This window comes from Streptomyces marianii (assembly GCF_005795905.1).
Classification (GTDB): Bacteria; Actinomycetota; Actinomycetes; order Streptomycetales; family Streptomycetaceae; genus Streptomyces; species Streptomyces marianii.
Window position 1 is genome coordinate 7,386,971 of sequence record NZ_VAWE01000001.1, and the last position, 20,796, is coordinate 7,407,766.

General features: G+C 72.4%; 20 protein-coding genes and 1 pseudogene. 13 read left to right on the forward strand and 8 right to left on the reverse strand.

The window, feature by feature from the left end; all coding sequences use genetic code 11:
• Positions 1–38: 38 nt before the first annotated feature.
• Positions 39–1,064, reverse strand: a complete 1,026-nt coding sequence (locus FEF34_RS33450; RefSeq protein WP_138056500.1) for a hypothetical protein — start codon at positions 1,062–1,064, stop codon at positions 39–41.
• A gap of 94 nt (positions 1,065–1,158) precedes the next feature.
• On the opposite strand from FEF34_RS33450, the gene FEF34_RS33455 reads away from it, so the two are divergent.
• The 5 genes from FEF34_RS33455 (at position 1,159) to FEF34_RS33470 (ending at position 3,844) form a co-directional block, all read left to right on the forward strand.
• On the forward strand, positions 1,159–1,614 hold the full coding sequence (locus FEF34_RS33455; RefSeq protein WP_171053188.1) for a DUF4442 domain-containing protein: 456 nt from the start codon (positions 1,159–1,161) through the stop codon (positions 1,612–1,614).
• 249 nt (positions 1,615–1,863) lie between these two features.
• Positions 1,864–2,571 carry a DedA family protein gene (locus FEF34_RS33460; RefSeq protein WP_138056501.1) on the forward strand — a complete coding sequence of 236 codons (708 nt, stop codon included), beginning with the start codon at positions 1,864–1,866 and terminating at the stop codon, positions 2,569–2,571.
• A gap of 19 nt (positions 2,572–2,590) precedes the next feature.
• Entirely contained in the window at positions 2,591–3,127 is a 537-nt protein-coding gene (locus FEF34_RS33465; RefSeq protein WP_138056502.1) for a gamma carbonic anhydrase family protein, read from the forward strand.
• Between the two features lie 271 nt (positions 3,128–3,398).
• A complete protein-coding gene (locus FEF34_RS41610; RefSeq protein ID WP_171053189.1) occupies positions 3,399–3,560 on the forward strand; it encodes a hypothetical protein in 162 nt (53 codons plus the stop codon).
• Positions 3,561–3,670: 110 nt separating this feature from the next.
• Positions 3,671–3,844, forward strand: a complete 174-nt coding sequence (locus tag FEF34_RS33470; RefSeq protein WP_138056503.1) for a CsbD family protein — start codon at positions 3,671–3,673, stop codon at positions 3,842–3,844.
• Between the two features lie 109 nt (positions 3,845–3,953).
• Here FEF34_RS33470 and FEF34_RS33475 read toward each other — a convergent pair whose 3' ends face one another.
• Positions 3,954–5,171: an FUSC family protein gene (locus FEF34_RS33475; RefSeq protein ID WP_138056504.1), complete on the reverse strand. Its 1,218-nt coding sequence runs from the start codon at positions 5,169–5,171 to the stop codon at positions 3,954–3,956.
• A 162-nt stretch (positions 5,172–5,333) separates the two neighbouring features.
• On the opposite strand from FEF34_RS33475, the gene FEF34_RS33480 reads away from it, so the two are divergent.
• The gene (locus FEF34_RS33480) at positions 5,334–6,071 is read left to right on the forward strand and encodes an acyltransferase (RefSeq protein WP_138056505.1); all 738 of its coding nucleotides are present in this window, start codon (positions 5,334–5,336) and stop codon (positions 6,069–6,071) included.
• Between the two features lie 42 nt (positions 6,072–6,113).
• Here the strand turns inward: FEF34_RS33480 and FEF34_RS33485 are convergent, their stop codons facing one another.
• Entirely contained in the window at positions 6,114–6,980 is an 867-nt protein-coding gene (locus tag FEF34_RS33485; protein WP_138056506.1) for a DMT family transporter, read from the reverse strand.
• A gap of 92 nt (positions 6,981–7,072) precedes the next feature.
• On the opposite strand from FEF34_RS33485, the gene FEF34_RS33490 reads away from it, so the two are divergent.
• Positions 7,073–7,645, forward strand: a complete 573-nt coding sequence (locus tag FEF34_RS33490) for a helix-turn-helix domain-containing protein (RefSeq protein ID WP_138056507.1) — start codon at positions 7,073–7,075, stop codon at positions 7,643–7,645.
• A 93-nt stretch (positions 7,646–7,738) separates the two neighbouring features.
• Here the strand turns inward: FEF34_RS33490 and FEF34_RS33495 are convergent.
• Positions 7,739–8,044, reverse strand: a pseudogene (locus FEF34_RS33495) (helix-turn-helix domain-containing protein); the annotation flags it as partial.
• 116 nt (positions 8,045–8,160) lie between these two features.
• Complete coding sequence (locus FEF34_RS33500; protein ID WP_138056508.1) at positions 8,161–8,568, reverse strand: CoA-binding protein; 408 nt, start codon at positions 8,566–8,568, stop codon at positions 8,161–8,163.
• Between the two features lie 79 nt (positions 8,569–8,647).
• Between FEF34_RS33500 and FEF34_RS33505 the strand changes: the two genes are divergently transcribed.
• From FEF34_RS33505 to FEF34_RS33515, 3 genes are all read left to right on the forward strand, one after another.
• Positions 8,648–9,274: a YigZ family protein gene (locus FEF34_RS33505; protein ID WP_138056509.1), complete on the forward strand. Its 627-nt coding sequence runs from the start codon at positions 8,648–8,650 to the stop codon at positions 9,272–9,274.
• A 197-nt stretch (positions 9,275–9,471) separates the two neighbouring features.
• Positions 9,472–10,638, forward strand: coding sequence for an exonuclease SbcCD subunit D (locus tag FEF34_RS33510; protein WP_138056510.1), 1,167 nt, complete (start codon positions 9,472–9,474; stop codon positions 10,636–10,638).
• Entirely contained in the window at positions 10,635–13,952 is a 3,318-nt protein-coding gene (locus tag FEF34_RS33515; RefSeq protein WP_138056511.1) for an AAA family ATPase, read from the forward strand. Before FEF34_RS33510 ends, FEF34_RS33515 begins: the two co-directional genes overlap by 4 nt.
• A gap of 565 nt (positions 13,953–14,517) precedes the next feature.
• Here FEF34_RS33515 and FEF34_RS33520 read toward each other — a convergent pair.
• On the reverse strand, positions 14,518–15,069 hold the full coding sequence (locus FEF34_RS33520; protein ID WP_138056512.1) for an EF-hand domain-containing protein: 552 nt from the start codon (positions 15,067–15,069) through the stop codon (positions 14,518–14,520).
• Positions 15,070–15,349: 280 nt separating this feature from the next.
• On the opposite strand from FEF34_RS33520, the gene FEF34_RS33525 reads away from it, so the two are divergent.
• Positions 15,350–15,715 (forward strand): hypothetical protein, encoded by a 366-nt coding sequence (locus FEF34_RS33525; protein WP_234042645.1) that lies wholly within the window; start codon positions 15,350–15,352, stop codon positions 15,713–15,715.
• 159 nt (positions 15,716–15,874) lie between these two features.
• A complete protein-coding gene (locus FEF34_RS33530) occupies positions 15,875–16,708 on the forward strand; it encodes a transposase family protein (protein ID WP_171053190.1) in 834 nt (277 codons plus the stop codon).
• A 421-nt stretch (positions 16,709–17,129) separates the two neighbouring features.
• Here FEF34_RS33530 and FEF34_RS33535 read toward each other — a convergent pair whose 3' ends face one another.
• A complete protein-coding gene (locus FEF34_RS33535) occupies positions 17,130–18,818 on the reverse strand; it encodes a DUF885 domain-containing protein (protein WP_138056513.1) in 1,689 nt (562 codons plus the stop codon).
• A 58-nt stretch (positions 18,819–18,876) separates the two neighbouring features.
• Positions 18,877–19,386, reverse strand: coding sequence for an Lrp/AsnC family transcriptional regulator (locus FEF34_RS33540; RefSeq protein ID WP_138056514.1), 510 nt, complete (start codon positions 19,384–19,386; stop codon positions 18,877–18,879).
• A gap of 60 nt (positions 19,387–19,446) precedes the next feature.
• Between FEF34_RS33540 and FEF34_RS33545 the strand changes: the two genes are divergently transcribed.
• Complete coding sequence (locus FEF34_RS33545; RefSeq protein WP_138056515.1) at positions 19,447–20,706, forward strand: trans-sulfuration enzyme family protein; 1,260 nt, start codon at positions 19,447–19,449, stop codon at positions 20,704–20,706.
• Positions 20,707–20,796 lie beyond the last annotated feature (90 nt).

Consider the following 20,796-nt stretch of genomic DNA (forward strand, 5'->3'; position numbering starts at 1 on the left):
GACTATCGCCGCCGCCGCCTCCGCTTGCCAAACGGGTTTCAGGACGACGGGAGCTCCGCGAGCCGCACGGTGCCCAGGATCCGCTGGATCGTCGCGTCCGGGATCTCGCCGGTCACACCCTTGTTGGCGTACAGGACCCAGGAGGCGAAGTCACCCTTGGCGTTCTTGAAGGAGAAGGCGATCGCCTTGCCGTCGCTGTCGCACTTGTTCTCCTTCTTCACCCCGATCGCGGTCGCCGTCGCGACATGGCCGCTGAGCCCCGACTTGGTCGTGTACGGCTGCGCCTTGGTGACCTTGACGGTGCCCTTGGGCTCCGTCTGGGCGTAGGCGGCCCAGACCCAGTTGCCGGCTTCGTTGTACGCGGCCTCGGCGGTGTCCTTCGCGCCCTGGCCGCCCTTGGTGCCCGTCGCGCCCAGTCCGGTGTCCTCGGCCTTGCCGTCGAGGTCGGAGTCGACCGAGCACCACTTGCTCTTGAAGTAGGCCGGCGCGGTCATCACGACGACGGGCGATCCGTCGCCCTTCTTCTCGTCCTCGAAGCCGGTGGCCACGCCCGTGCCGGCGACCTCCCAGCCCTCCGGCACGTCGAACTGCGTGCCGTGCTTGGGGTTGGTGACGACCTTCCAGCCCGGGACCGTCGGCTCGGCACCGCCTGAGCCGTCGCGCGGGTTGTCGGTGGGGGAGGGGGCCTCGGTGGCCTGTGACGACGATGCGGCGGGCTTGCCGCCGCCCGAGGCCTCCGGGCCCTCGTCGTCGTCCTGCAGTACCAGTGCGCCGGTGATCACGGCCGCGGCGACCACGGCCGTGGCGGCGACGATCGCGAGGACGACCGTCTTCTTCCTGTCCGGGGAGGGGCCGCCGGACGGCGGCGGTCCGGGGACGGTGTACTGCGGCGCGGTCGGCTGCTGGTACGGACCGGGCTGCTGGTAACCCTGCTGCGGGTACCCGGGCTGCTGCGGGTAGCCCGGTTGCTGGTACGGGTTCGGCTGCTGGTACCCCGGCTGCGTGTAGGGGTTCTGGTCCTGCGGGTTCTGCTCGCCCCCGGGCGGCTGCTGTCCTGGCCACATGGCGAGTAACCATAGAGGTGCGGCGTGTTCGGTGGCACGTCCGCCCCTGTGAGGGGATGGCGAAGCTCTGCTACTCGTGGGTAACATCCGGTGTATGAGTGCAGACCAGATGTCCGTCGGTGAGCTGCTCGCCGCCACGGTCCCCATGGCCGGGACCCTGAACCTGGAGTTCCTGGAGACCTCCGCCGAGCGTGCCGTCGTCCGGTTGCCGGACCAGGCCGACTACCACAACCACGTCGGCGGGCCGCACGCCGGGGCGATGTTCACGCTCGCCGAGTCCGCCAGCGGCGCGATCGTGCTCGCCGCCTTCGGAGAGCAGCTGACCCGTGCCGTGCCGCTCGCGGTGACGGCCGAGATCGCCTACAGGAAGCTCGCCAAGGGCGTCGTCACCGCCACCGCGACCCTCGGGCGCCCCGTGGCGGAGGTCGTCGCGGAACTGGACGCCGGGGGGCGCCCCGAGTTCCCGGTGACCGTCGCGATCACCCGTGACTCGGACGACGCGGTTACCGGTGAGATGACGGTCGTCTGGACGCTGCGCCCGAACGGCTGACACGCCCCCGGGCGCGGCCGTCCGCGAGCCGCCCGCGGCGAAGGCGGCGGGTCGCCGCGCCCTTCTCGGACGCCGGACTCCGCAGCGGCGACCGTGGCCGGATGCGGGGACGCCCCTCCGCTCCGGGTAGGCTGCCCGGCGTGCGCCGCAGGGGGCGCACGCCGGGCAGCCCGAGCCCGTTCGCACACGGGCACGGGCATCCGCTCCTCGACCACGGGCCGGCGCCCGGGACGACGGGAGGATCCTGCGTTGCACGTCCAGGAGTGGCTCGAGACCGTGCCGGCGGTGGCCGTCTACGTCCTGGTGGGCGCGGTCATCGGACTCGAGAGCCTCGGGATTCCGCTACCGGGCGAGATCGTCCTCGTCAGCTCGGCCCTCCTCGCCTCCCAGCACGGCGACATCAACCCCTGGGTCCTCGGCACCTGCGCCACGGCCGGTGCGATCATCGGCGACTCGATCGGCTACGCCATCGGACGCAGGGGCGGACGGCCCCTGCTGGCCTGGTGCGGCGGCAAGTTCCCCAAGCACTTCAGCGAGGCCAACATCGCGCTGGCCGAGCGGTCCTTCCAGAAATGGGGCATGTGGGCCGTCTTCTTCGGCCGTTTCGTCGCCCTGCTGCGGATCTTCGCCGGCCCCCTCGCCGGCGTGCTCCGCATGCCGTACTGGAAGTTCCTGATCGCCAACGTCTTCGGCGGCATCCTCTGGGCAGGCGGCACGACGGCCGTCGTGTACTCGGTCGGCATCGTCGCCGAGGCGTGGCTGAAGCGCTTCTCCTGGCTGGGGCTCGTCCTCGCCGTGGCCTTCGGCCTGACCTCGATGCTCGTACTGAAGAGCCGGGCGAAGAAGGCCGCCGCGCGCGCCGGGGCGGCCCGGGCCGACGACGCCGCGGCGACCGCCCCGGAGGACGGCGCGGCCGCGGCATCGCCTACGGTGCAGGTGGGCGCGGCACGGAAGTAGCAGCGGTGAGGAGAAGACGATGGCTGAGCGCGAGCGGGCACTGATCTCGGCGGTCGGCGGCAAGGAACCGCGGATCGCCCCGGAGGCGTTCACCGCGCCGACGTCCGTGGTGATCGGGGACGTCACCATGGAGGCGGGCGCGAGCGTCTGGTACCACACCGTGCTGCGCGCCGACTGCGGGCCGATCGTCCTCGGGGCCGACAGCAACATCCAGGACAACTGCACCGTCCACGTCGACCCCGGGTTCCCGGTGACCGTCGGCGCACGCGTCTCCGTCGGTCACAACGCCGTGCTCCACGGCTGCACCGTCGAGGACGACGTCCTCGTGGGCATGGGCGCGACCGTCCTCAACGGCGCCCACATCGGCGCCGGGTCCCTCGTCGCGGCGCAGGCGCTGGTGCCGCAGGGCATGCGCGTGCCGCCGGGGTCCCTCGTCGCCGGCGTCCCCGCCAAGGTCAAGCGCGAGCTCACGGACGAGGAGCGCGAGGGCATCAACCTCAACGCGGCGATGTACCTGGAGCTGGCGAAGGGCCACCGGGCGGCGCTCGACGGCTGACGGCGAGGGCGACGGAGCCTCGGCTCCCCGGCCGTCCGCTCCCGCACTCGTCCGGCCGGCGGGGGAAGGAAACCCCGGGCGGACGCAGCGGGCGACGGAACGGCCGAAGAAGCCGGGTGGCGAGCGGTACGGCACACGGCGAGCCGCTCTGCCGGCCCCGCGACGGAGTCGCGCACCCCGGGAATCCCGTTCGGGCATTCCCCGCCGCCGCAGGGGTACCCGGATGCGCGCAAGACCCGACCGACCTTCGAAACACCCGGAAGGCGCAGTCATGACCACCCCGAAGGAACCGCCCCCGGACGGGCCCGAACCGGTGCCGAGCGGGCCCGATCCCGTACCGCGTGACCCCCAGCCGTCCGAGCCGTCGCCGGAGCCGGCGCCGCCCGCCGACCCCGAACCGGGCACGCGTCCGACCCCCGAGCCGCCGGACTGACGGCCGCCCCTCGACCGCCCGTGTGCACACCGTCACGGATTGCGAACCCTGGGTGAGGGGCGCAGGGTTGGACATGCCAGTCCACCCCCCACGCTGAAGGGACAACCGACATGGGCAAGGCAAAGGCCAAGGCGAAGCAGGCCAAGGGCAAGATGAAGGAAACCGCCGGCAAGGCCATGGGCGACCGCCAGATGCAGGTCGAGGGCCGTGGCGAGCAGATGGCGGGCAAGGCCCATGAGGCCGCGCACGACACCGGCGAGCGGATGAAGAAGTCCGGCCGCTGAGTCGGCCCACGCCGCTCATGCCCGGGGCGGCCGCACCGCACGCCGTGCCGGTGCGGCCGCCCCGGTGCGTCCCCGGTCCCCCGACGCGGCGACGACCCGCACACCGGCCTCAGCCCCCGTTCCGCCCCACGCTTCGGCGGATCCGGACCTTCACGTCATCGAGCCACCTGCGGCTCGACAGGCGCTCGCGGCCGTGCCGGTCCAGTTCCTCGATGAGGCGTTCGGAGCGCTTCTCCACGTCCAGTTCGTCGAGGATCCGGTCCGCCTCCGCGAGCAGGGCCCCGTGCAGCTGCCAGTTCGTGTGGTCCTCGCGGAGGTCGTCGAGCAGCATCGCGGCGACGCGGTCCCGGCAGGCGCGCCCCTCGGCGAGCTCCTCCGACAGCCGGGCCTCGGCGTCCGCCCCGGTGACCGACATCTGTGTGGTGATCAGTGCCGTGAAGGCCGCGATGGCAGCGGACAGGTGACCGAACAGATCCTGCAGCCCCTTGGTCGCGGCCGGCGGGAAGATCGTCCCTCGGGGCTGGGTCTTCGCCAGGTCCGTCAGCGTCCGGCAGGAGACCCGCAGGATCACGGCGCAGATCTCCAGCGCGTCCAGCCCGGTTCTGAGGACGACGCGGGAGAGCACCGGCTCCTTGACCCGCGGGTTGAACCGCAGACTCTCCTCCGCCTGCCGCAGCGCGGCGTCGACCTGCACGATGTCGTGGTCGAGCCGGCGGGCCTCGTGCAGCCTGGCCGCCGCCCGTGCCACGGGCGTGTGCTCGCCGAGTTCCTCGGCGATGTGCCCCAGCAGCCCCCGCATCCGCTCCGACAGGTCGCTGATCGCGGCGCTGGCGTCGCTCACCCAGACGGGCGGCACGAAGAGCACGTTGAAGAGCAGCCCCACCACGGCACCGATCAACGTCTCCAGTACCCGGTCCCAGCCCGTCTCGGTCACCTGCGTCACGCCGAGGACGAGCATGGCGCTGATCGCCACTTCGGGCACGAACTCGCCGACCTTCACGAACCGCCCGATCACCAGCGACGCGAGGATCACCAGCCCCAGACTCCACCAGCTCAGCCCCACCAGGGCGCTGAAGCCGATCGCGATCAGCACGCCCGCCACGACCGAGTTCACCCTCCGGATGCCGGTGGTGAGCGTCGAGTAGAGGGTGACCTGGACGACGAGGAGTGCTGTGAGCGGCGCGGTCAGGGGTAGTGCCTCGCCGCTCAGCTGAAGGGCGATGACGTAGGAGACGACCGCGGCGGCGGTGGACCGCACCGTCTGGACGACCGCCGGTTCCCGATGACGCCTCACCAGATCACGGAGCGGTTCGCTGGTTGCTGCCACCCTGCTCCTTTCCCCTCGTCCCCTCGTCACGGATACGCAGGTTCCCCCACCCCAGACTGCCGTCTGGGCCGCCCCTCGCAATTCCGCGCGCCGTGCGGCGTGGGGCGAAGATCACAGCACGCGCCCCGGGCCGCTCGCATCCGGGCCCACTAACGTGTCCTGGTGCCGAAAAACCGAAACACGTTCTCCCCGCCGGCGGCCTGGTGGCGGCGGCTGCTGTCGCGGGCCGTGCACGGCGGCTGGGCCTGGGCGCGGGAAGCGGGTGCGGTGACCGCGGAGCGGCCCGGGCCACTGCGTTTCCGCAGGATCGGCACCGGCACCCGGCTGGCGTTCCCGCAGGGAACGGTGTTCGGTGAGGCGTGGATCGAGCTCGGCGAGCACTGCATCATCGCGGAGCAGGTGACGCTGACCGCGGGCATGATGCCCGGCCTCGATCTCGGACCCGATCCGATCCTCACCCTCGGCAACGGCGTGGTGCTCGGCCGCGGCAGTCACGTCATCGCCGACACGGCGGTGACCATCGGCTCGGACACGTACTGCGGACCGTACGTCTACATCACCTCGACCAATCACAGCTACGACGACCCGCACACGCCCGTCGGCAAGCAGTGGCCGCGCGCCGAGCCCGTGGAGATCGGGCCCGGCTGCTGGCTCGGCACGGGCGCGGTGATCCTGCCCGGAGCCCGGCTCGGCCGCAACGTGGTGGTCGCCGCCGGGGCCGTCGTCCGCGGTGAGGTGCCCGACCACGCGGTGGTCGCGGGGGCGCCGGCCAAGGTGGTCCGCAGCTGGGACCCGGTCCAGGGCTGGCAGCCACCGCTGAGGACCCCCGCGCCCCTGCCGATCCCGGAGGGTGTCACTCCGGAGCAGCTGGTCGCCCTCGCCGAGCTCGAGGAGCGCTGACCGGTCCGCCGTCCGGCGGGACCGGTCCGCCGGACGCGCCGTTCAGCCCGTCGCCAGGAGGACCGTGCCGACGAGCGCGAGCCCGGCGCCGGCGGCCTGCACCGCGCGCAGCCGCTCCTTGAGCACGCCGCGCGCCGCCAGGGCCGTGACCACGGGGTACAGCGAGGCGAGCACCGCCGCGACCGCTACCGGGCCCCGCTGTGCGGCGATCGAGTACGTACCGTTCGCGGCGACGTCCGCCAGGCCGACGAAGGCGAGGGCCGGCAGCGAGCGGACGATCAGACCCCGCCCGCCGTCCTCCGGCAGTGCGCGGCCGCCCCGCTTCACCGACGCGTGCAGCGCCGCGCCACCCACCAGGACGTTCGTGACGCGCTGGACGAAGAGCGCCAGGAAGAGGCCGGTGATCGTGGTCGACGCCTCGGCGATGAGCGCCATGACGGAGCCGAAGCCGAACGCGGCGAGCAGGGTCAGCAGGACCGCCTGGCGCTGTACGGGCGCGCCCCGCAGCTCCGGGCCGCCCGCGAGCAGGACGCCCACGACGGCCACGCCGATTCCGGCGAACTGGAGCAGACCGGGCCGCTCGCCGAGGAGCAGGCCCACCGAGACGGGCACGACGACCCCGAGCGACCCCAGTGGGGAGACCACCCCCATGGGGCCGAGTGCCAGCGCCTTGTAGAAGCTCAGCATCGCGACCGGCCCGACGACGCCGGCGGCCACCGCGTACCAGAGCCGGGGGCCCGTCTCGCTCCAGCCGCCGGTCGCCGCGACGATCGCGCCGAGAACGGCCACGGCGACCGTCTGCGAGACGACCACGACGGTCAGTGCGGGCGTGCGTCGCGTCAGCAGTCCGCCGCCGAAGTCGGCCAGCCCCCACAGGAGGCTGGTGGCCAGGGCGAACAGTGCTGTCATCAATGCCTCGCAGTACAGTTCGGTGAACGATCGGGTGCACCACACCGTAGTGCAATACATTGAACTTATCCATTTAATATATTGGACGGAATGTGTCGGACCTCGACCAGCTCACACAGTCACTCGCCCGCAACCTCAAACGCTGGCGCGGCGAGCGGGGTTTCACGCTCGACGCCCTCGCCGCCCGCTCGGGGGTCAGCCGCGGCATGATCATCCAGATCGAGCAGGCGCGCACCAACCCGAGCGTGGGCACGACGGTCAAGCTCGCCGACGCGCTCGGAGTCGGCATCGCCACGCTCCTCGACTACGAGAGCGGCCCCCAGGTCCAGCTCGTGCCGCGCGAGCAGGCCGTCCGGATGTGGTCCACCCCCGGCGGCAGCTCGACCACCCTGCTCGTCGGCGCGGAGGCGCGCGGCCCGCTGGAGCTGTGGGCCTGGACGCTGATGCCGGGCGAGGAGAGCGCCTCCGATCCCCATCCCGACGGCACGGTGGAACTCCTGCACGTCACCTCGGGGGAGCTCACCCTCGTGGTCGACGGAGAGCCGTATGCCGTGCCCGCCGGCACCTCGGCCACCTACGAGGCGAACGTGCCGCACGTCTACCGCAACGCGGGCACCCGGACGGTGGAGATGACCATGGCGGTCTCCATCCCGCCCGTCCGCTGAGACGCCCGGCGGCGGGAACCCCGTCCGCTGTCGGCCTGCCCGTATGCGTGCACCCACCGGCGACCCCGACGACCGGGCCCGCTCCCGACCGTAGCGGCGTATGACGTGGCTGGTGGCCCGGTCCGGGTGGGTGAGCCGGGTCAGCCGGTCGCGGGTCAGGACGCGGTGCACGGTGGAGGGCACCAGGTGCAGCAGGTGGGCGATGCGGGCCGGGCCCCACCGGCGCAGGACGCGGACCTTGATGATCCGGCGTTCGGTGCGGGTCGGGGTCCGGCGCGGGCTGTGGTGCGGGCGGGAGGACCGGTCGGCAAGGCCCGCTTCCCCGTGAACGCGATAGCGGTCGGCCCACCGCTGGGCCGTGGTCGGCGAGACCTGGAAACGCTCGGCGGCCCGCCGCAGCGGCGGGGCGGGTCGGGCCCTCGCCGCGTGACCGGTGCCCTCCAGGGTCCGGGTCGACGTGAACGACGCCGTGCGCGGACGACTCGGCGCCTGCAGGACTCCCGGGCCGGACCGCGTCAGTCCAGCAGCGGGATCTCGATCGCCGGGCAGCGGTCCATGACCATCTCCAGGCCCGCGGCACGGGTCCGCTCGTACGCCGCCTCGTCGATGACGCCCAGCTGGAACCACACGGCCCTCGCGCCCTTGGCCACGGCCTCGTCGGCCACGTGGCCCGCCAGTCCGCTGTTCACGAAGACGTCCACCACGTCGACGTCGAACGGAACGTCGGCCAGCGACGCGTACCCCCGCTCGCCGTGTACCGTCTCGGCCTTCGGGTGCACGGGCACGATGCGCTTGCCGTAGCGCTGGAGCACCGCGGCCACCCCGTGGGCGGCACGGGACGTGTTGTTCGACAGCCCCACCACGGCCCAGGTGTCACCCGTCCGCGTGAGGATCTTCCGGATCGTCTCTGCGTCTGCGTACATGCCCGGGACAACCGGGCCCCCGGGCCCGCCATTCCCGCCCGCCGCCCGGGTGGGCCGGAGAGCGGCATAGGGTGGCGGGATGCGGGAGCAGTACCTGACGGTCGCCGATGAGGGCGCGCACGAGACCGAGATCAACCGATCGCGCTTCATCTGCACGCTCGCCCCGGCGGCGACCGAGCGGGATGCGCAGGACTTCGTCGCACGCGTCCGCGGGGAGCATCCGACCGCCACCCACAACTGCTTCGCGTACGTCATCGGCGCCGACGCCGCCGTCCAGAAGGCGAGCGACGACGGCGAGCCCGGCGGTACGGCCGGCGTTCCGATGCTGCAGATGCTGCTCCGTCGTGACATCCGCTACGCCGTGGCCGTCGTGACGCGCTACTACGGGGGCGTCAAGCTCGGCGCCGGCGGGCTCATCCGCGCCTACGGCGGTGCGGTCGGCGAGGCCCTGGACGTACTCGGCACCGTGACCAGGCGGCGTTTCCGGCTCGCCACCGTCACCGTCGACCACCAGCGCGCCGGCAAGGTCGAGAACGATCTGCGCGCGACCGGCCGCGAGGTCCGGGGCGTGCGGTACGGGGAGGCCGTGACGATCGAGATCGGCCTGCCGGACTCGGACGTGGACGCCTTCCGCGCCTGGCTCGCGGACGCCACCGCGGGGACGGCGGGGCTGGAGCTCGGCGGAGAGGCGTACGGAGACGTCTGAACGGCATGAGACGTCCGAAGCCGGGCAGCGCGGCCCGGATCGAGGGGATCACTCCCGGAAACGGGTGAAAACCGAGCCCTCCGGGGAAGCGGGCGGCCGCCGCCGCTAACGTGGTCGGTGCTTCCGGCGGACCTCGCGCCCGCCGGGTGCCGGCTTTCGGGCCGGGGAGGGGACACGATCAGGTCGGAGCCGTTTTCTTGAGATTTCTGCACACGTCGGACTGGCACCTGGGGCGCTCGTTCCACCGGGTGAGCCTGCTCGGCGCACAGGGGGCGTTCCTCGACCACCTGGTCGCGACGGCGCGCGAACACGACGTGGACGCCGTGCTCGTGGCGGGTGACGTCTACGACAGGGCCGTACCGCCCCTGGCCGCCGTGGAGTTGTTCGACGGCGTACTGCACCGGCTCGCCGACGCGGGCGTGCCCACCGTGATGATCTCCGGCAACCACGACTCGGCCCGCCGGCTGGGAGTCGCCTCCGGGCTGATCGAGCGCGCCGGGATCCATCTGCGCACCGACCCGGCGGGCTGCGCCACCCCGGTGGTGCTGGGGGACACGCACGGCGACGTCGCGTTCTACGGACTGCCCTATCTGGAACCGGCCCTCGTACGGGACGAGTTCCGCGCGAAGACGGCGGGCCACGAGGCCGTTCTCGGGGCGGCTGTGGACCGGGTGAGGGCGGACCTCGCGGAGCGGGCTCCGGGCACCCGCTCCGTCGTCCTCGCGCACGCCTTCGTCGCGGGCGGCGAACCGAGCGACAGCGAGCGGGACATCACCGTCGGCGGCGTCGCGGCCGTCCCCTCCGGACTCTTCGACGGCCTCGACTACACGGCCCTGGGCCATCTGCACGGCTGCCAGACGCTCAACGAGCGGGTGCGGTACTCCGGTTCCCCGCTCGCCTACTCGTTCTCCGAGGCCCACCACCGCAAGACCATGTGGCTCGTCGAGCTGGGCCCGGCCGGCGAGATCGCGGCGGAACGGCTGGACTGCCCGGTGCCCCGGCCGCTCGCCCGCATCGAGGGCCGGCTCGAGGAGCTCCTGGCGGATCCGGCGCTGGCACGCCACGAGGATTCCTGGGTCGAGGCGACCGTCACCGACCCGGTGCGGCCCGCCGAGCCCATGGCGCGGCTCGCCGGGCGCTTCCCCCACACCCTGAGCCTCGTCTTCGCTCCCGAGCGCAGCGGCCAGGACGCCGTCGCCTCCTACGCCGAGCGGCTGCGCGACCGTGACGACCACCAGATCGCGGAGGACTTCGTGACCCATGTCCGCGGAGGCAGTGGCCCCGACGAGCGCGAACGGGCCGTGCTCCGCGGGGCCTTCGACGACGTAAGGGTGGACACGTCCGTCCGCGAGGTGGCCGGGTGAGGCTGCACCGGCTGGAGATCACCGCCTTCGGGCCCTTCGGCGCACGGCAGCGGGTCGACTTCGACGCGCTGTCCTCCGCCGGTCTCTTCCTGCTCCACGGGCCGACCGGGGCGGGGAAGACGTCCGTCCTGGACGCGGTCTGCTACGCCCTCTACGGCGCTGTCCCCGGTGCCCGGCAGAGCCCCGGTACCTCGCTGCGCAGCGATCACGCTTCCGTCGGCACGTACACCGAGGTGTGCCTGGACCTGACCGTGGGCGGCCGCCGGCTGGAGATCACCCGGCAGCCCGCACAGCCCCGCCCCAAGAAGAAGGGCACCGGCTTCACCACCGAGAAGGCCCAGAGCCGGCTGCGCGAGTACGACGCGGGGCGCGGCGAATGGAAGGCGCTCAGCCGCTCCCACCAGGAGATCGGCGAGGAGATCGCCCAGCTCGTGGGCATGAGCCGGGACCAGTTCTGCCAGGTCGTCCTGCTGCCGCAGGGCGATTTCGCGCGCTTTCTGAGGGCGGACGCCGAAGCGCGCGGAAAACTGCTCGGCCGGCTGTTCGACACTCGCCGCTTCGCCCTGGTCGAGGAGCGCCTGGCCGATTTGCGCCGCACCGCCGAGCAGCAGGTGCGCGACGGGGACGAGCGGCTGCTGGCCCTGGCCCACCGGATGCGGCAGGCGGCCGGGAGCGCGGCCGGGGACTGGCCCGCCCCCGCGCACCGGCCGGGGGAACCCGGCCTGGCCGGCGCCGTGCTGCAGTGGGCCGCCGTGGCCCGCTCGGGCGCCCGGGAGTCCCTCGCCGTCGCGGCTTCGGCCCGGTCCGCGGCCGAGACCCGACAGTCCGACGCCCGGCGCGCCCTGGACGCCGAACGGGAGCTGGCCGCACTTCAGCAGCGTCACGCCGACGCCGTGCGTCGGGCCGGGGAGCTGGAGGACCGGCGTCCCGCGCTCGAACGCGTGAGAGCGCGACTGGAGCAGGCCCGAAAGGCCGAACTGGTCGGACCCGCACTCCGGTTGCGCGAGGAGGCGGAACGGGAGCACCGGGCCGCCGACACGGCCTGGCAGCAGGTGAGGGCCGCCCTTCCCGCGGCGCTGGTGGACGCCGGAGCGGAAGAGCTCTCCGGGGCGGAGCGCGAACTGCGCCAGGAACTGGGCGGCCTGGACGCCGCGCGGCGCGCGGAGCGGCGCAGTGCCGACATCACCCGTGAACGCGAGGAACTGGACCGCCGGGCCCGGCACGACGACGGACTCCTCCAGGAGGCCGAGGGCTGGCTCGCCGACTGGGACTCGGTGCGCCGCGCGCTCCAGGGCAGGATCGAGGCCGCGCAGGACGCCGCCACCCGGGCCGAACACCTCGCAGGACGGCTGGAACCCGCCCGCCGCCGCGTGTCCGCCGCCCGTGAACGCGACCGCCTCGCCGCCTTGGCGGAGGTCGTCGAGGACGGCCTCCGCACCGCTCGCGAGCGGGCCTACTCGGCCCGCGAGACCTGGCTCGACCTCAAGGAGCGCCGCCTGCGCGGCATCGCCGCCGAACTCGCCTCGGGGCTGGAGCCCGGGCGACCCTGCGCCGTCTGCGGTTCCGCGGAGCACCCTGCACCGGCCGAGGCCGGCTCGGAGCACGTGGACCGCGCGGCCGAGGACACGGCGTACGGGGCGTACGCCGCCGCCGACGGGGACCGGGCCGAGGCGGAGCGGCAACTGGCCGTGCTGCGCGGGTCGTTCACGGCTGCGAGAGACGCGGCGCGTGAGTCCGGTTCCGCGGACGTGCGTGAGAGCGGAGGGCCCCGCACGGTGCCGTCCCGGCCGGAACCCGGCATTCCGTCGCCGTCCGCGGCCCCCGACGACCTGCGCCACAGCGGGCGGCGGAACGGTTCCGGCGACCGGACCACGGCCGGCGAGACAGCCCCGGCACCGGACGGCCGCCGCGCCGAGGACGTCCTGTCGGACACCGATCCCGCCCCGGCCCGGGCCGCGGCGGAGGGGCCGCCGCCCCACCCCGTGGCCGTCGCCGACCACGACGGCGAAGTCCACGGGACCGCCGCCGGGGACGACGCCGCCCCGGCCGTCGCGGACCTGGAATCCGTCGTCGCCCGGCTGGAGCGCGAGCACCGGGACGCCCACGCGCTGGCGGCCGGTACGCACGCCGTCCGCGAGGAACTGGCCCGGGCCGAACGGGAGTACGGCGAGCGGCTGGCGGCACGGCAGGAGGCGGAACGGCGCGCCGTCGCGCGGACGTCGCGGCGGGAAGCGCTCCTGAACGAGCAGGCCGCGCTGGACGCCGAGGTGTCCCGGGCCGTCGGCGGCTCCGGGACGGTCGCCGAGCGGACCGCGCTGCTGGAACGCCGTATCGTGCTGCTGTCCGGGGCGGCCGAGGCCGTTCGCGCGGCGGATACCGCGGCCCTCCGGCTGAAGGAGGCCGACGACCGGCTCTCCGACGCGGCGTTCCGGGCAGGGTACGACACCCCCGCCGAGGCCGCCGCCGCGCTCCTCGCCGACGCGGAACAGCACGAACTCCAGCGGAGGCTCGACGCCTGGCAGGCCGAGGAAGCCGCGGTGGCCGACCGCCTCGCCGAACCGGAGCCCCGCTCCGCCGCGGGGCTGCCGCCTGCCGCGCCCGAGGCCGCGCTCCACGCGTCCGACGCCGCCGAGAGTGCGCTGCGCGACGCGGTCTCGGCCCTCGACTCCGCCCGCGAACGCTGCGCGGAGCTCGACCGGCTCTCCCGGCGGGCCGCGGACGAAGCCCGGGGGCTCGGTCCACTGCGCGACGAGTACGAGCGCGTCGCCCGGTTGGCCGGCCTCACTGCGGGCACCTCCGCCGACAACGAACACCGGATGCGACTGGAGTCGTACGTCCTGGCGGCCCGGCTGGAACAGGTCGCGGCGGCGGCCAGCGTAAGGCTGCAGCGCATGTCCGCGGGCCGCTACACGCTGGTGCACTCGGACGCCCGGGCCGGAGGCAAGCGCTCCGGGCTCGGTCTGCACGTCGTCGACGCGTGGACCGGCAAGGAGCGGGACACGGCGACGCTGTCCGGCGGCGAGACGTTCTTCGCCTCCCTCGCCCTCGCCCTCGGCCTCGCGGACGTCGTCACCGAGGAGGCCGGGGGTGTGCGCCTGGACACCCTCTTCATCGATGAGGGCTTCGGCAGCCTCGACGACCAGACCCTCGACGAAGTGCTCGACGTCCTCGACTCACTGCGCGAACGCGACCGCAGTGTGGGCATCGTCAGCCACGTCGGCGATCTGCGCCGGCGGATCCCCGCCCAGCTCGAGGTCGTCAAGGAGCGCGACGGGTCGGCCGTGCGGCTGCGCTCGGCCCCGGTCGGCGGCTGAGCGTCCGCCGGGGGAGGGGCGAGGAGTGCGAAAGCGCTCGTCGTCACCGAGCAGAGTGCGCCGATCCGGCCGGGACCTCCTCGGGACGGTCAAGGAGCGGGCGGCGGACTTCGGTGGTGGCGGGGGCGCGGCGGGCCGCCGCGCTGACGGTACACGTGGCCGGGGACGACCGGGGTCGCTGAGGCGAGGCGGCCCGATGCACCCGGCCGACGCGCGGTCACCGGACCCTCGCCCCTCGGCGGACGCCGTGCGGTGCCGCGCGCTCGGCGGCACTGCACGGCCGGAACGCCCTCGCCGAGGGCGCCTCGGCCTCCGCGGCCAGGACACTCGCCACGGCTCTCGCGGAGCACTGAGCCTCCGCCAACTTGAAGTCGCAGGTCGAAGGGCTGGCGTGGCCGGCTCTCGCGGGTGCTTGTGCTGGTCGGGAATGGCTGTCTGCGATGTAGATCGTTTGCCAGCGACTCGTGGGTCTCGCGCAGCGGGGTGTCGCCCGCTGGTACCCAAAAGACCGGGGGCGGCCGGGGTAGTTCCGGCCGCCCCCGCTGAACGCCGCGAAGGAGGTGGGTCAGACGCGCCCGAAGAAGAGGCTTCCTGGAGCGTCCGGGTCGCTGGAGAGGAAGTGCTCACGGATCGCGCGGATGAACTCGTACCGGGAGATGGCGCCGTCCCCGTCGGTGTCCAGCTTGGTGAACGCGTCCATGGCGTCGGGTGCTTCGCTCTTCCAGACGTCCCTCAGGAAGCGGGCGAATTCGTCCTTGGTGATCTCGTTGTCGCCGTCGACGTCGATGACGTCGAAGATCGCGTGGCCACCGCCGTCGGTGATGTTGAGCCGGCTGGTGTCGATGACTGCGAGGCGGTTGGCCGTGACGAACTGGTCCTTCGTGAGCCGGTCGCCGTCCACGCCCGCGTGGCGCAGCAGTTCCAGCCAGTAGATCTGGCAGAAGCTCTGGAGGGCCCTGGCCCGCCGGTCGTCACGGCTGAGGCCGTAGGCCTGGATGTAGCGGTCGCCGAGCTTCTGGTAATCCGACCAGTCCACGTAGCCGTCGTGGTTGGCGTCCATGGCATCGAAATTGCGCTCGAGCTTGGTGGTGATGAGGTCCTGCATCGTGGTGGTCATGAGCCGACCTTTCATGATCGTGCCTTGGGGACTTCTCCAGGATGGGCGGGAACGCACGCAAAGCACGCCGATCTGCGCGTATGGCACCCGATCTGGTGATCGTCTTCCTGTGGCTGCCGCATCATGTACTGCGGTCGGCTGATCAGAGTCGGCCGATTACCTGATCTTGACCTGCTTACTTTGGTCATAGGCGTCAGACTGTCGGGCATACGGTCTTGGGAAGCGGTCATTTCGCCGGTTTGGGCTTGCTGCGGGCGGACAGCCCTCTACGATCCGCTGCATGCTGGATCCCGAGTTGTTGGAACGGATCACCGCGCGGCGGGCGGAGCTCGACGAACTCGAGGAACAGCTGGCCAAGCAGCTGGCGGAGGTGCGGGCCGAGCGGGACGAGCTCGCCGTTGCCGAGCGGGTTCTTGAACGGATGAGCGAACAGCTCGCCGGCGAGCGCGTTCCGGCCGCACCGGCACCCGGACAGGTGGGCGGACGAGCGGTGATGCTGATCCCGCACCGAACATCGGACATGGAGCAGACCATGCTCCCGCCGGACTATCAGCGCATCCTCGCCGCCGTGCGGCAGGCTGCCGGACCGGTCATGGCCCGCGAGGTCGGCGAGGCGGTAGGAGTGGATGTCAGCGTGCGGTCCTAGCTGGAACCGCTACGCAGCAAGCTGGGCAGACTCGTCGACCGCGGCTGGCTGCGCAAACTGCCCGACGGCCGGTTCACCACCCGCCTGTGACGAGCAGCACCGCCACTCGGAGCGGCTCACGCGCGTAACCGGGGTGCCCCCGGCGGCCGTTGGATCTGTGTGACGAAAACCAAGAAGTACGCCGAGGACACCCGCCCGATTGTCTACCAGTGCCATCTGTCGCTGTCCACGCGGACCGTCAACCACCTCGCTGATCTCCTGCGGCGCCACCTGAAAGTAATCCGATCCAGATGGCGGATCCTGCCGCCCGGGAAAATCGCGGTGATCGTCCTGGCCGTGCTGCGCCACGACCAGCGCTTGGCCGACATGGCCGGCGGCAACGATGTGTCCGAGTCCACCGTTCGCCGCTGGCGCGACGAGCTGATCGGAATACTCGCCGCCCAGGCACCGCGCCTGGACCGCGCCCTGAAGAAGGTTGCCAAACAGAACGGGGAGGTGGTCCTGATCGACGGCACCCTCATCCGTACCCAGCGTCGCACCGGCAAGGCCGACCGACGGAACTACTCCGGCAAGCACCGAACTCATGGCCTGCACTTCCTCGCCCTGACCGACGAGAACGGGCGCCTGATCTGGATATCCGCCGCGCGGCCTGGTCGCACCCACGACAACACCGCCGCCCGCCACGACCACATCCTGGCCCACCTGCGCGCCGCCGGCCTCGGGGCGCTGGCTGACCTCGGCTTCCGCGGCCTGGACAACGACATCTTCGACCCCGTGATCGTCACCGGCTACGCTGCCAGCCGCACCCACAAGCTCACCCCAGGCGAGAAGGAAGCCAACCGCGTCCTCGCCGTGGGACGCGCGCCGGTCGAGCATGGCTTCGCCCACCTCAAGAACTGGCGGATCCTCGCCAAGCTCCGCACCGACCCCGCCCACGCCACCCAGCTCCTGCGAGCCCTGCTCGTCTTGACGAACCTCGAAGTCAACCGCTGACAGATGATCTCCGCGGTGGACTCCCGCCCACGATCAGCATGAGCACCCCGAGGAACGGTCACACCAGCTCTTTGACCTGCGATTTCAAGTTGGCGGAGGCTCACTCGGTTGACCGTGAACACCGTCGCCCCCGCCCCGTCGACACGGACCACCTCACGGGCGAGGCGTACGAGGAGGTCGCCGCGCGCTTCCCGGCAGGCCGGTGGGCACGCCGGACGACCCCGTACGGCTCAGCTCCCGGCCGGCGAACGCACGAGGCCGAGCGGGTCACGGGACGGGCCATCGACTCGGAAGGCGGCTTCCGGCGGTCATGACGGGTGCGGCGGGTCCCCGGACACCGCCGCACCACCCGGTCCGCACCCCCGCCGCACGGGCGGACCGCCCGGCGGCCCGTACGGCGGGGGAGCGGAGGGCTCCTGCCTCAGAGCTTCGACAGTTCGTCCACCAGATCGTCCAGCCCCAGCGGGCCCTGCGACAGCGCCGCCATGTGCCATGCCTTCGCGTCGAAGGCGTCCCCGCGCGCGGCCCGGGCCCGTTCCCTGCCCAGCAGCCAGGCCCGCTCGCCCAGCTTGTATCCGATGGCCTGTGCGGGCATGGAGAGATAGCGCGTCAGCTCGCTCTCGACGAAGTCGGCGGGCCGTCCGCTGTGCCGGCCGAAGAACTCCTCGGCCAGCTCCGGCGTCCAGCGCTCGCCGGGGTGGAACGGCGATTCCCCGGGGATGTCCAGCTCCAGGTGCATGCCGATGTCGACGATGACCCGGCATGCCCGCATCATCTGGGCGTCGAGGTAGCCGAGCCTGCGCTCGGGGTCGGGCAGGAAGCCGAGTTCGTCCATCAGACGCTCGGCGTACAGCGCCCAGCCCTCCGCGTTGGCGCTCACCCCGCCGACGGTCGCCTGGTAGCGCGACAGCCGGTCGGCGACGTGGACCCACTGCGCGATCTGCAGGTGGTGACCCGGTACGCCCTCGTGGTACCAGGTCGATACCAGGTCGTACACGGGGAAGCGGGTCTCGCCCGTGGTCGGCAGCCAGGTCCTGCCGGGGCGTGAGAAGTCCTCGGACGGGCCGGTGTAGTAGGGAGCCGCCGCGCTGCCGGGAGGCGCGATCCGGGACTCCACCACCCGTACCCGGTCGGCGAGTTCGAAGTGCGTGCCGTCCAGCGCGTCGATCGCCTCGTCCATGAGCTTCTGCAGCCATTCGCGGACTTCCTCGACGCCCTCGATGTGGGTGCCGTGCACGTCGAGGTGGGCCAGCGCCTCCCAGGGGCCCGCACCCGGAAGGATCTTGTCCGCCTCGGTCTTCATCTCGCCGAGCAGCCGGTGGTACTCCGCCCAGCCGTACGCGTAGGCCTCGTCGAGGTCGAGTTCCGTGCCGTTGAAGAAGCGGACCCAGCGGGCGTAGCGCTCCCGGCCCACGGTGTCGGCCGATCCCTCGATCGCGGGCGCGTACACCTCGCGCATCCAGTCGCGGAGCGACCGGAAGGCCGAAGTGGCGAGGAGGGCGGCGCTGTCGAGCTCGGCCCGCAGTTCGTCCGGGCCGGCCGCGACGAAGTCCTCGAACCAGCCGCGCCCGTCCGGCCCGCCCGTCCACGTTTCGAGCTGTGTGATGAAGGCGGCCGTGGGGCGCGGACCGCCTGGAAGTTTGCGCTCCAGGCCGAGGGCCAGCGAGGCGCGATAGCCCTCGAGGGCGTCCGGGACGGCCCGCAGACGCTCCGCGACCGCCGTCCAGTCCTCCTTGGACGCCGTCGGCATCACGGTGAAGACGTTGCGCACGCTGTGCGCGGGGGAGCGCAGATTGCTGACGGTGCGCAGACCCTCCTCGGCGTCGTGCACGGCGAGTTCGGCGGTGAGCCTTTCACGCAGCAGACGGCCGCAGCGCCGCTCCGCGTCCGAGCCGGCGCCGGGAAGCTTCTCCGCCTCGTCGAGCCGGACGAGCGTCGCGCGGGCGAGTTCGGCCACGGCCTCCTGGCCGGCCGGGGAGAAGTCGGGGAGGCGGCCCGCACTCTCCGGGACTCCCAGGTAGGTACCGGTGATCGGGTCGAGGGCGATGAGTGCGTCGACGTAGGCGTCGGCGACCTGGCGGGGCAGCGCGCTGCTCGGTGTCTCTGGCATGCGCTCATCCTGATACGGGCGAGGGCCCGGCGTCATCACCGATCGATCTCACGGGAACTCAGTCGGCTGACAAATGAGCATGCCCGGGGGGCTCCTGAGCGGGTGGGAGGAGGGGGCCGCACTCCCATTGCTGGAAGATCAGACGGGTTTCCACACGGGCGACTTCACGCCGCGACGTGAACTCGTCGAGCACCAGCCGCTGCAGGTCCGCCGTGTCGGTCACGGCGACGTGGACCAGATAGTCGTCGGGCCCGGTCAGATGGAAGAGCGCACGTGACTCGGGCAGGGCCCGGATCCGCTCGACGAACGGACCGATCAGTTCCCTGCGGTGCGGGCGCACCTGGACCATGAGGAGTGCCTCGAGTCCTCTGCCGAGTTTGGCTGGATCGAGCCGTAGCTGGTGCCCGAGGATGATCCCGCTGCGGCGCAGCCGGCCCACCCGGTCCAGGCATGTCGAAGGAGCGACGCCCACCTCCGCGGCCACCTCCCGGTAGGTGGTCCGGGCGTCGTTCTGCAGGATGCGCAGTATGTGCAAATCGACCGGGTCCAGAGCGACAGAATCGGCCATGGCCCGAACGTAACACGGAGCGATGGTGCTACCGCCCGGTAATTGTTCACAGTGCGCGCCATGGAAACCGCCGCCTCGAACGCCCCCGCACCCACCCGGGCGCTCGCCACCGAAGCCGTGCACGCCGGACGCGAGGATCTCGTGGAGCAGGGCCTGCACGCCGCACCGATCGACCTTTCCACCACCTACCCCTCGCACGACATCGAGGCGGAGGCGGCGCGTATCGACGCCTTCGCCGCCACCGGCGGGCGACTGGACGGGCCGCCCGTGTACGCCCGGCTCGACAACCCGACGACAGCCCGCTTCGAGACCGCGCTGGCCCGTCTCGAGGGCACGGACAGCGCGGTGGCCTTCGCCAGCGGTATGGCCGCCCTCACCGCGGTGCTGCTGGTCAGGGCTTCGATGGGGCTGCGCCATGTGGTGGCGGTCCGGCCGCTGTACGGCTGCAGCGACCATCTGCTGGAGAGCGGACTGCTCGGTACCGAGGTGACCTGGACCGACCCGGCGGGCGTCGCCGCCGCGATCCGTCCCGACACGGGGCTCGTGATGGTCGAGACCCCCGCCAACCCGACGTTGGCCGAGGCCGACATCGCGGCGCTCGCGCACTCCTGCGGCTCGGTCCCGCTGCTCGTGGACAACACCTTCGCCACGCCGGTGCTGCAGCGGCCCGTGGAACAGGGCGCCAGGATCGTGCTGCACAGCGCGACCAAGTACCTCGGCGGCCACGGCGACGTGATGGGAGGCGTCGTCGCCTGCGACGAGGAGTTCGCCGCCGCACTGCGTCAGGTGCGCTTCGCGACCGGCGGAGTACTGCACCCGATGGCCGGCTATCTGCTGCTCCGCGGGCTGTCCACGCTTCCGGTGCGGGTCCGGGCCGCGTCGGTCACCGCCGCCGACCTCGCCCGCCGGCTCGCCGCGGACCCCCGTGTCGCCCGGGTCCACTACCCGTCGGTCGGTGGCGCCATGGTCTCCTTCGAGGTGTACGGGAACCCGCGCGACGTGATCGCCGGCGTCCGGCTCATCACGCCCGCCGTCAGTCTCGGCAGCGTCGACACGCTGATCCAGCACCCGGCCTCCATCAGCCACCGGATCGTGGCCGAGGGAGACCGGCGTGCCGCGGGTGTCGGCGACCGGCTGCTGCGGATGTCGGTGGGACTCGAGGACGTCGAGGACCTCTGGGCCGACCTGTGCCAGGCGCTCAGCGCTCGGCGCGCCCCTGTTCGGACCGCTGGGGAGCACGCTCCCGCCCCTGGGGCAGCGCACGCGGTGCCTCGTGCGGAAGCCCCGAGCGCACCGGAGTCGCATCCAGCCGTGCGGTGATCACGAGGGTGCCCTCCTCTATCTGGTAGTCGAGCGGGAGGCCGAGCCCGCGCATGGCCGCGACCATGCCGGTGTTGGACGACTGCGTCA

Excerpts from the sequence above, each read along its gene's own strand:
- FEF34_RS33545 (WP_138056515.1), top strand. The coding sequence starts at position 19,447 with ATGGAAACCGCCGCCTCGAACGCCCCCGCACCCACCCGGGCGCTCGCC.
- FEF34_RS33450 (WP_138056500.1), bottom strand. The coding sequence starts at position 1,064 with ATGTGGCCAGGACAGCAGCCGCCCGGGGGCGAGCAGAACCCGCAGGAC.
- FEF34_RS33525 (WP_234042645.1), top strand. The coding sequence starts at position 15,350 with ATGCTGGATCCCGAGTTGTTGGAACGGATCACCGCGCGGCGGGCGGAG.
- FEF34_RS33540 (WP_138056514.1), bottom strand. The coding sequence starts at position 19,386 with ATGGCCGATTCTGTCGCTCTGGACCCGGTCGATTTGCACATACTGCGC.
- FEF34_RS33505 (WP_138056509.1), top strand. The coding sequence starts at position 8,648 with ATGCGGGAGCAGTACCTGACGGTCGCCGATGAGGGCGCGCACGAGACC.
- FEF34_RS33535 (WP_138056513.1), bottom strand. The coding sequence starts at position 18,818 with ATGCCAGAGACACCGAGCAGCGCGCTGCCCCGCCAGGTCGCCGACGCC.
- FEF34_RS33465 (WP_138056502.1), top strand. The coding sequence starts at position 2,591 with ATGGCTGAGCGCGAGCGGGCACTGATCTCGGCGGTCGGCGGCAAGGAA.
- FEF34_RS33470 (WP_138056503.1), top strand. The coding sequence starts at position 3,671 with ATGGGCAAGGCAAAGGCCAAGGCGAAGCAGGCCAAGGGCAAGATGAAG.
- FEF34_RS33500 (WP_138056508.1), bottom strand. The coding sequence starts at position 8,568 with ATGTACGCAGACGCAGAGACGATCCGGAAGATCCTCACGCGGACGGGT.
- FEF34_RS33485 (WP_138056506.1), bottom strand. The coding sequence starts at position 6,980 with ATGACAGCACTGTTCGCCCTGGCCACCAGCCTCCTGTGGGGGCTGGCC.
- FEF34_RS33455 (WP_171053188.1), top strand. The coding sequence starts at position 1,159 with ATGAGTGCAGACCAGATGTCCGTCGGTGAGCTGCTCGCCGCCACGGTC.
- FEF34_RS41610 (WP_171053189.1), top strand. The coding sequence starts at position 3,399 with ATGACCACCCCGAAGGAACCGCCCCCGGACGGGCCCGAACCGGTGCCG.
- FEF34_RS33520 (WP_138056512.1), bottom strand. The coding sequence starts at position 15,069 with ATGACCACCACGATGCAGGACCTCATCACCACCAAGCTCGAGCGCAAT.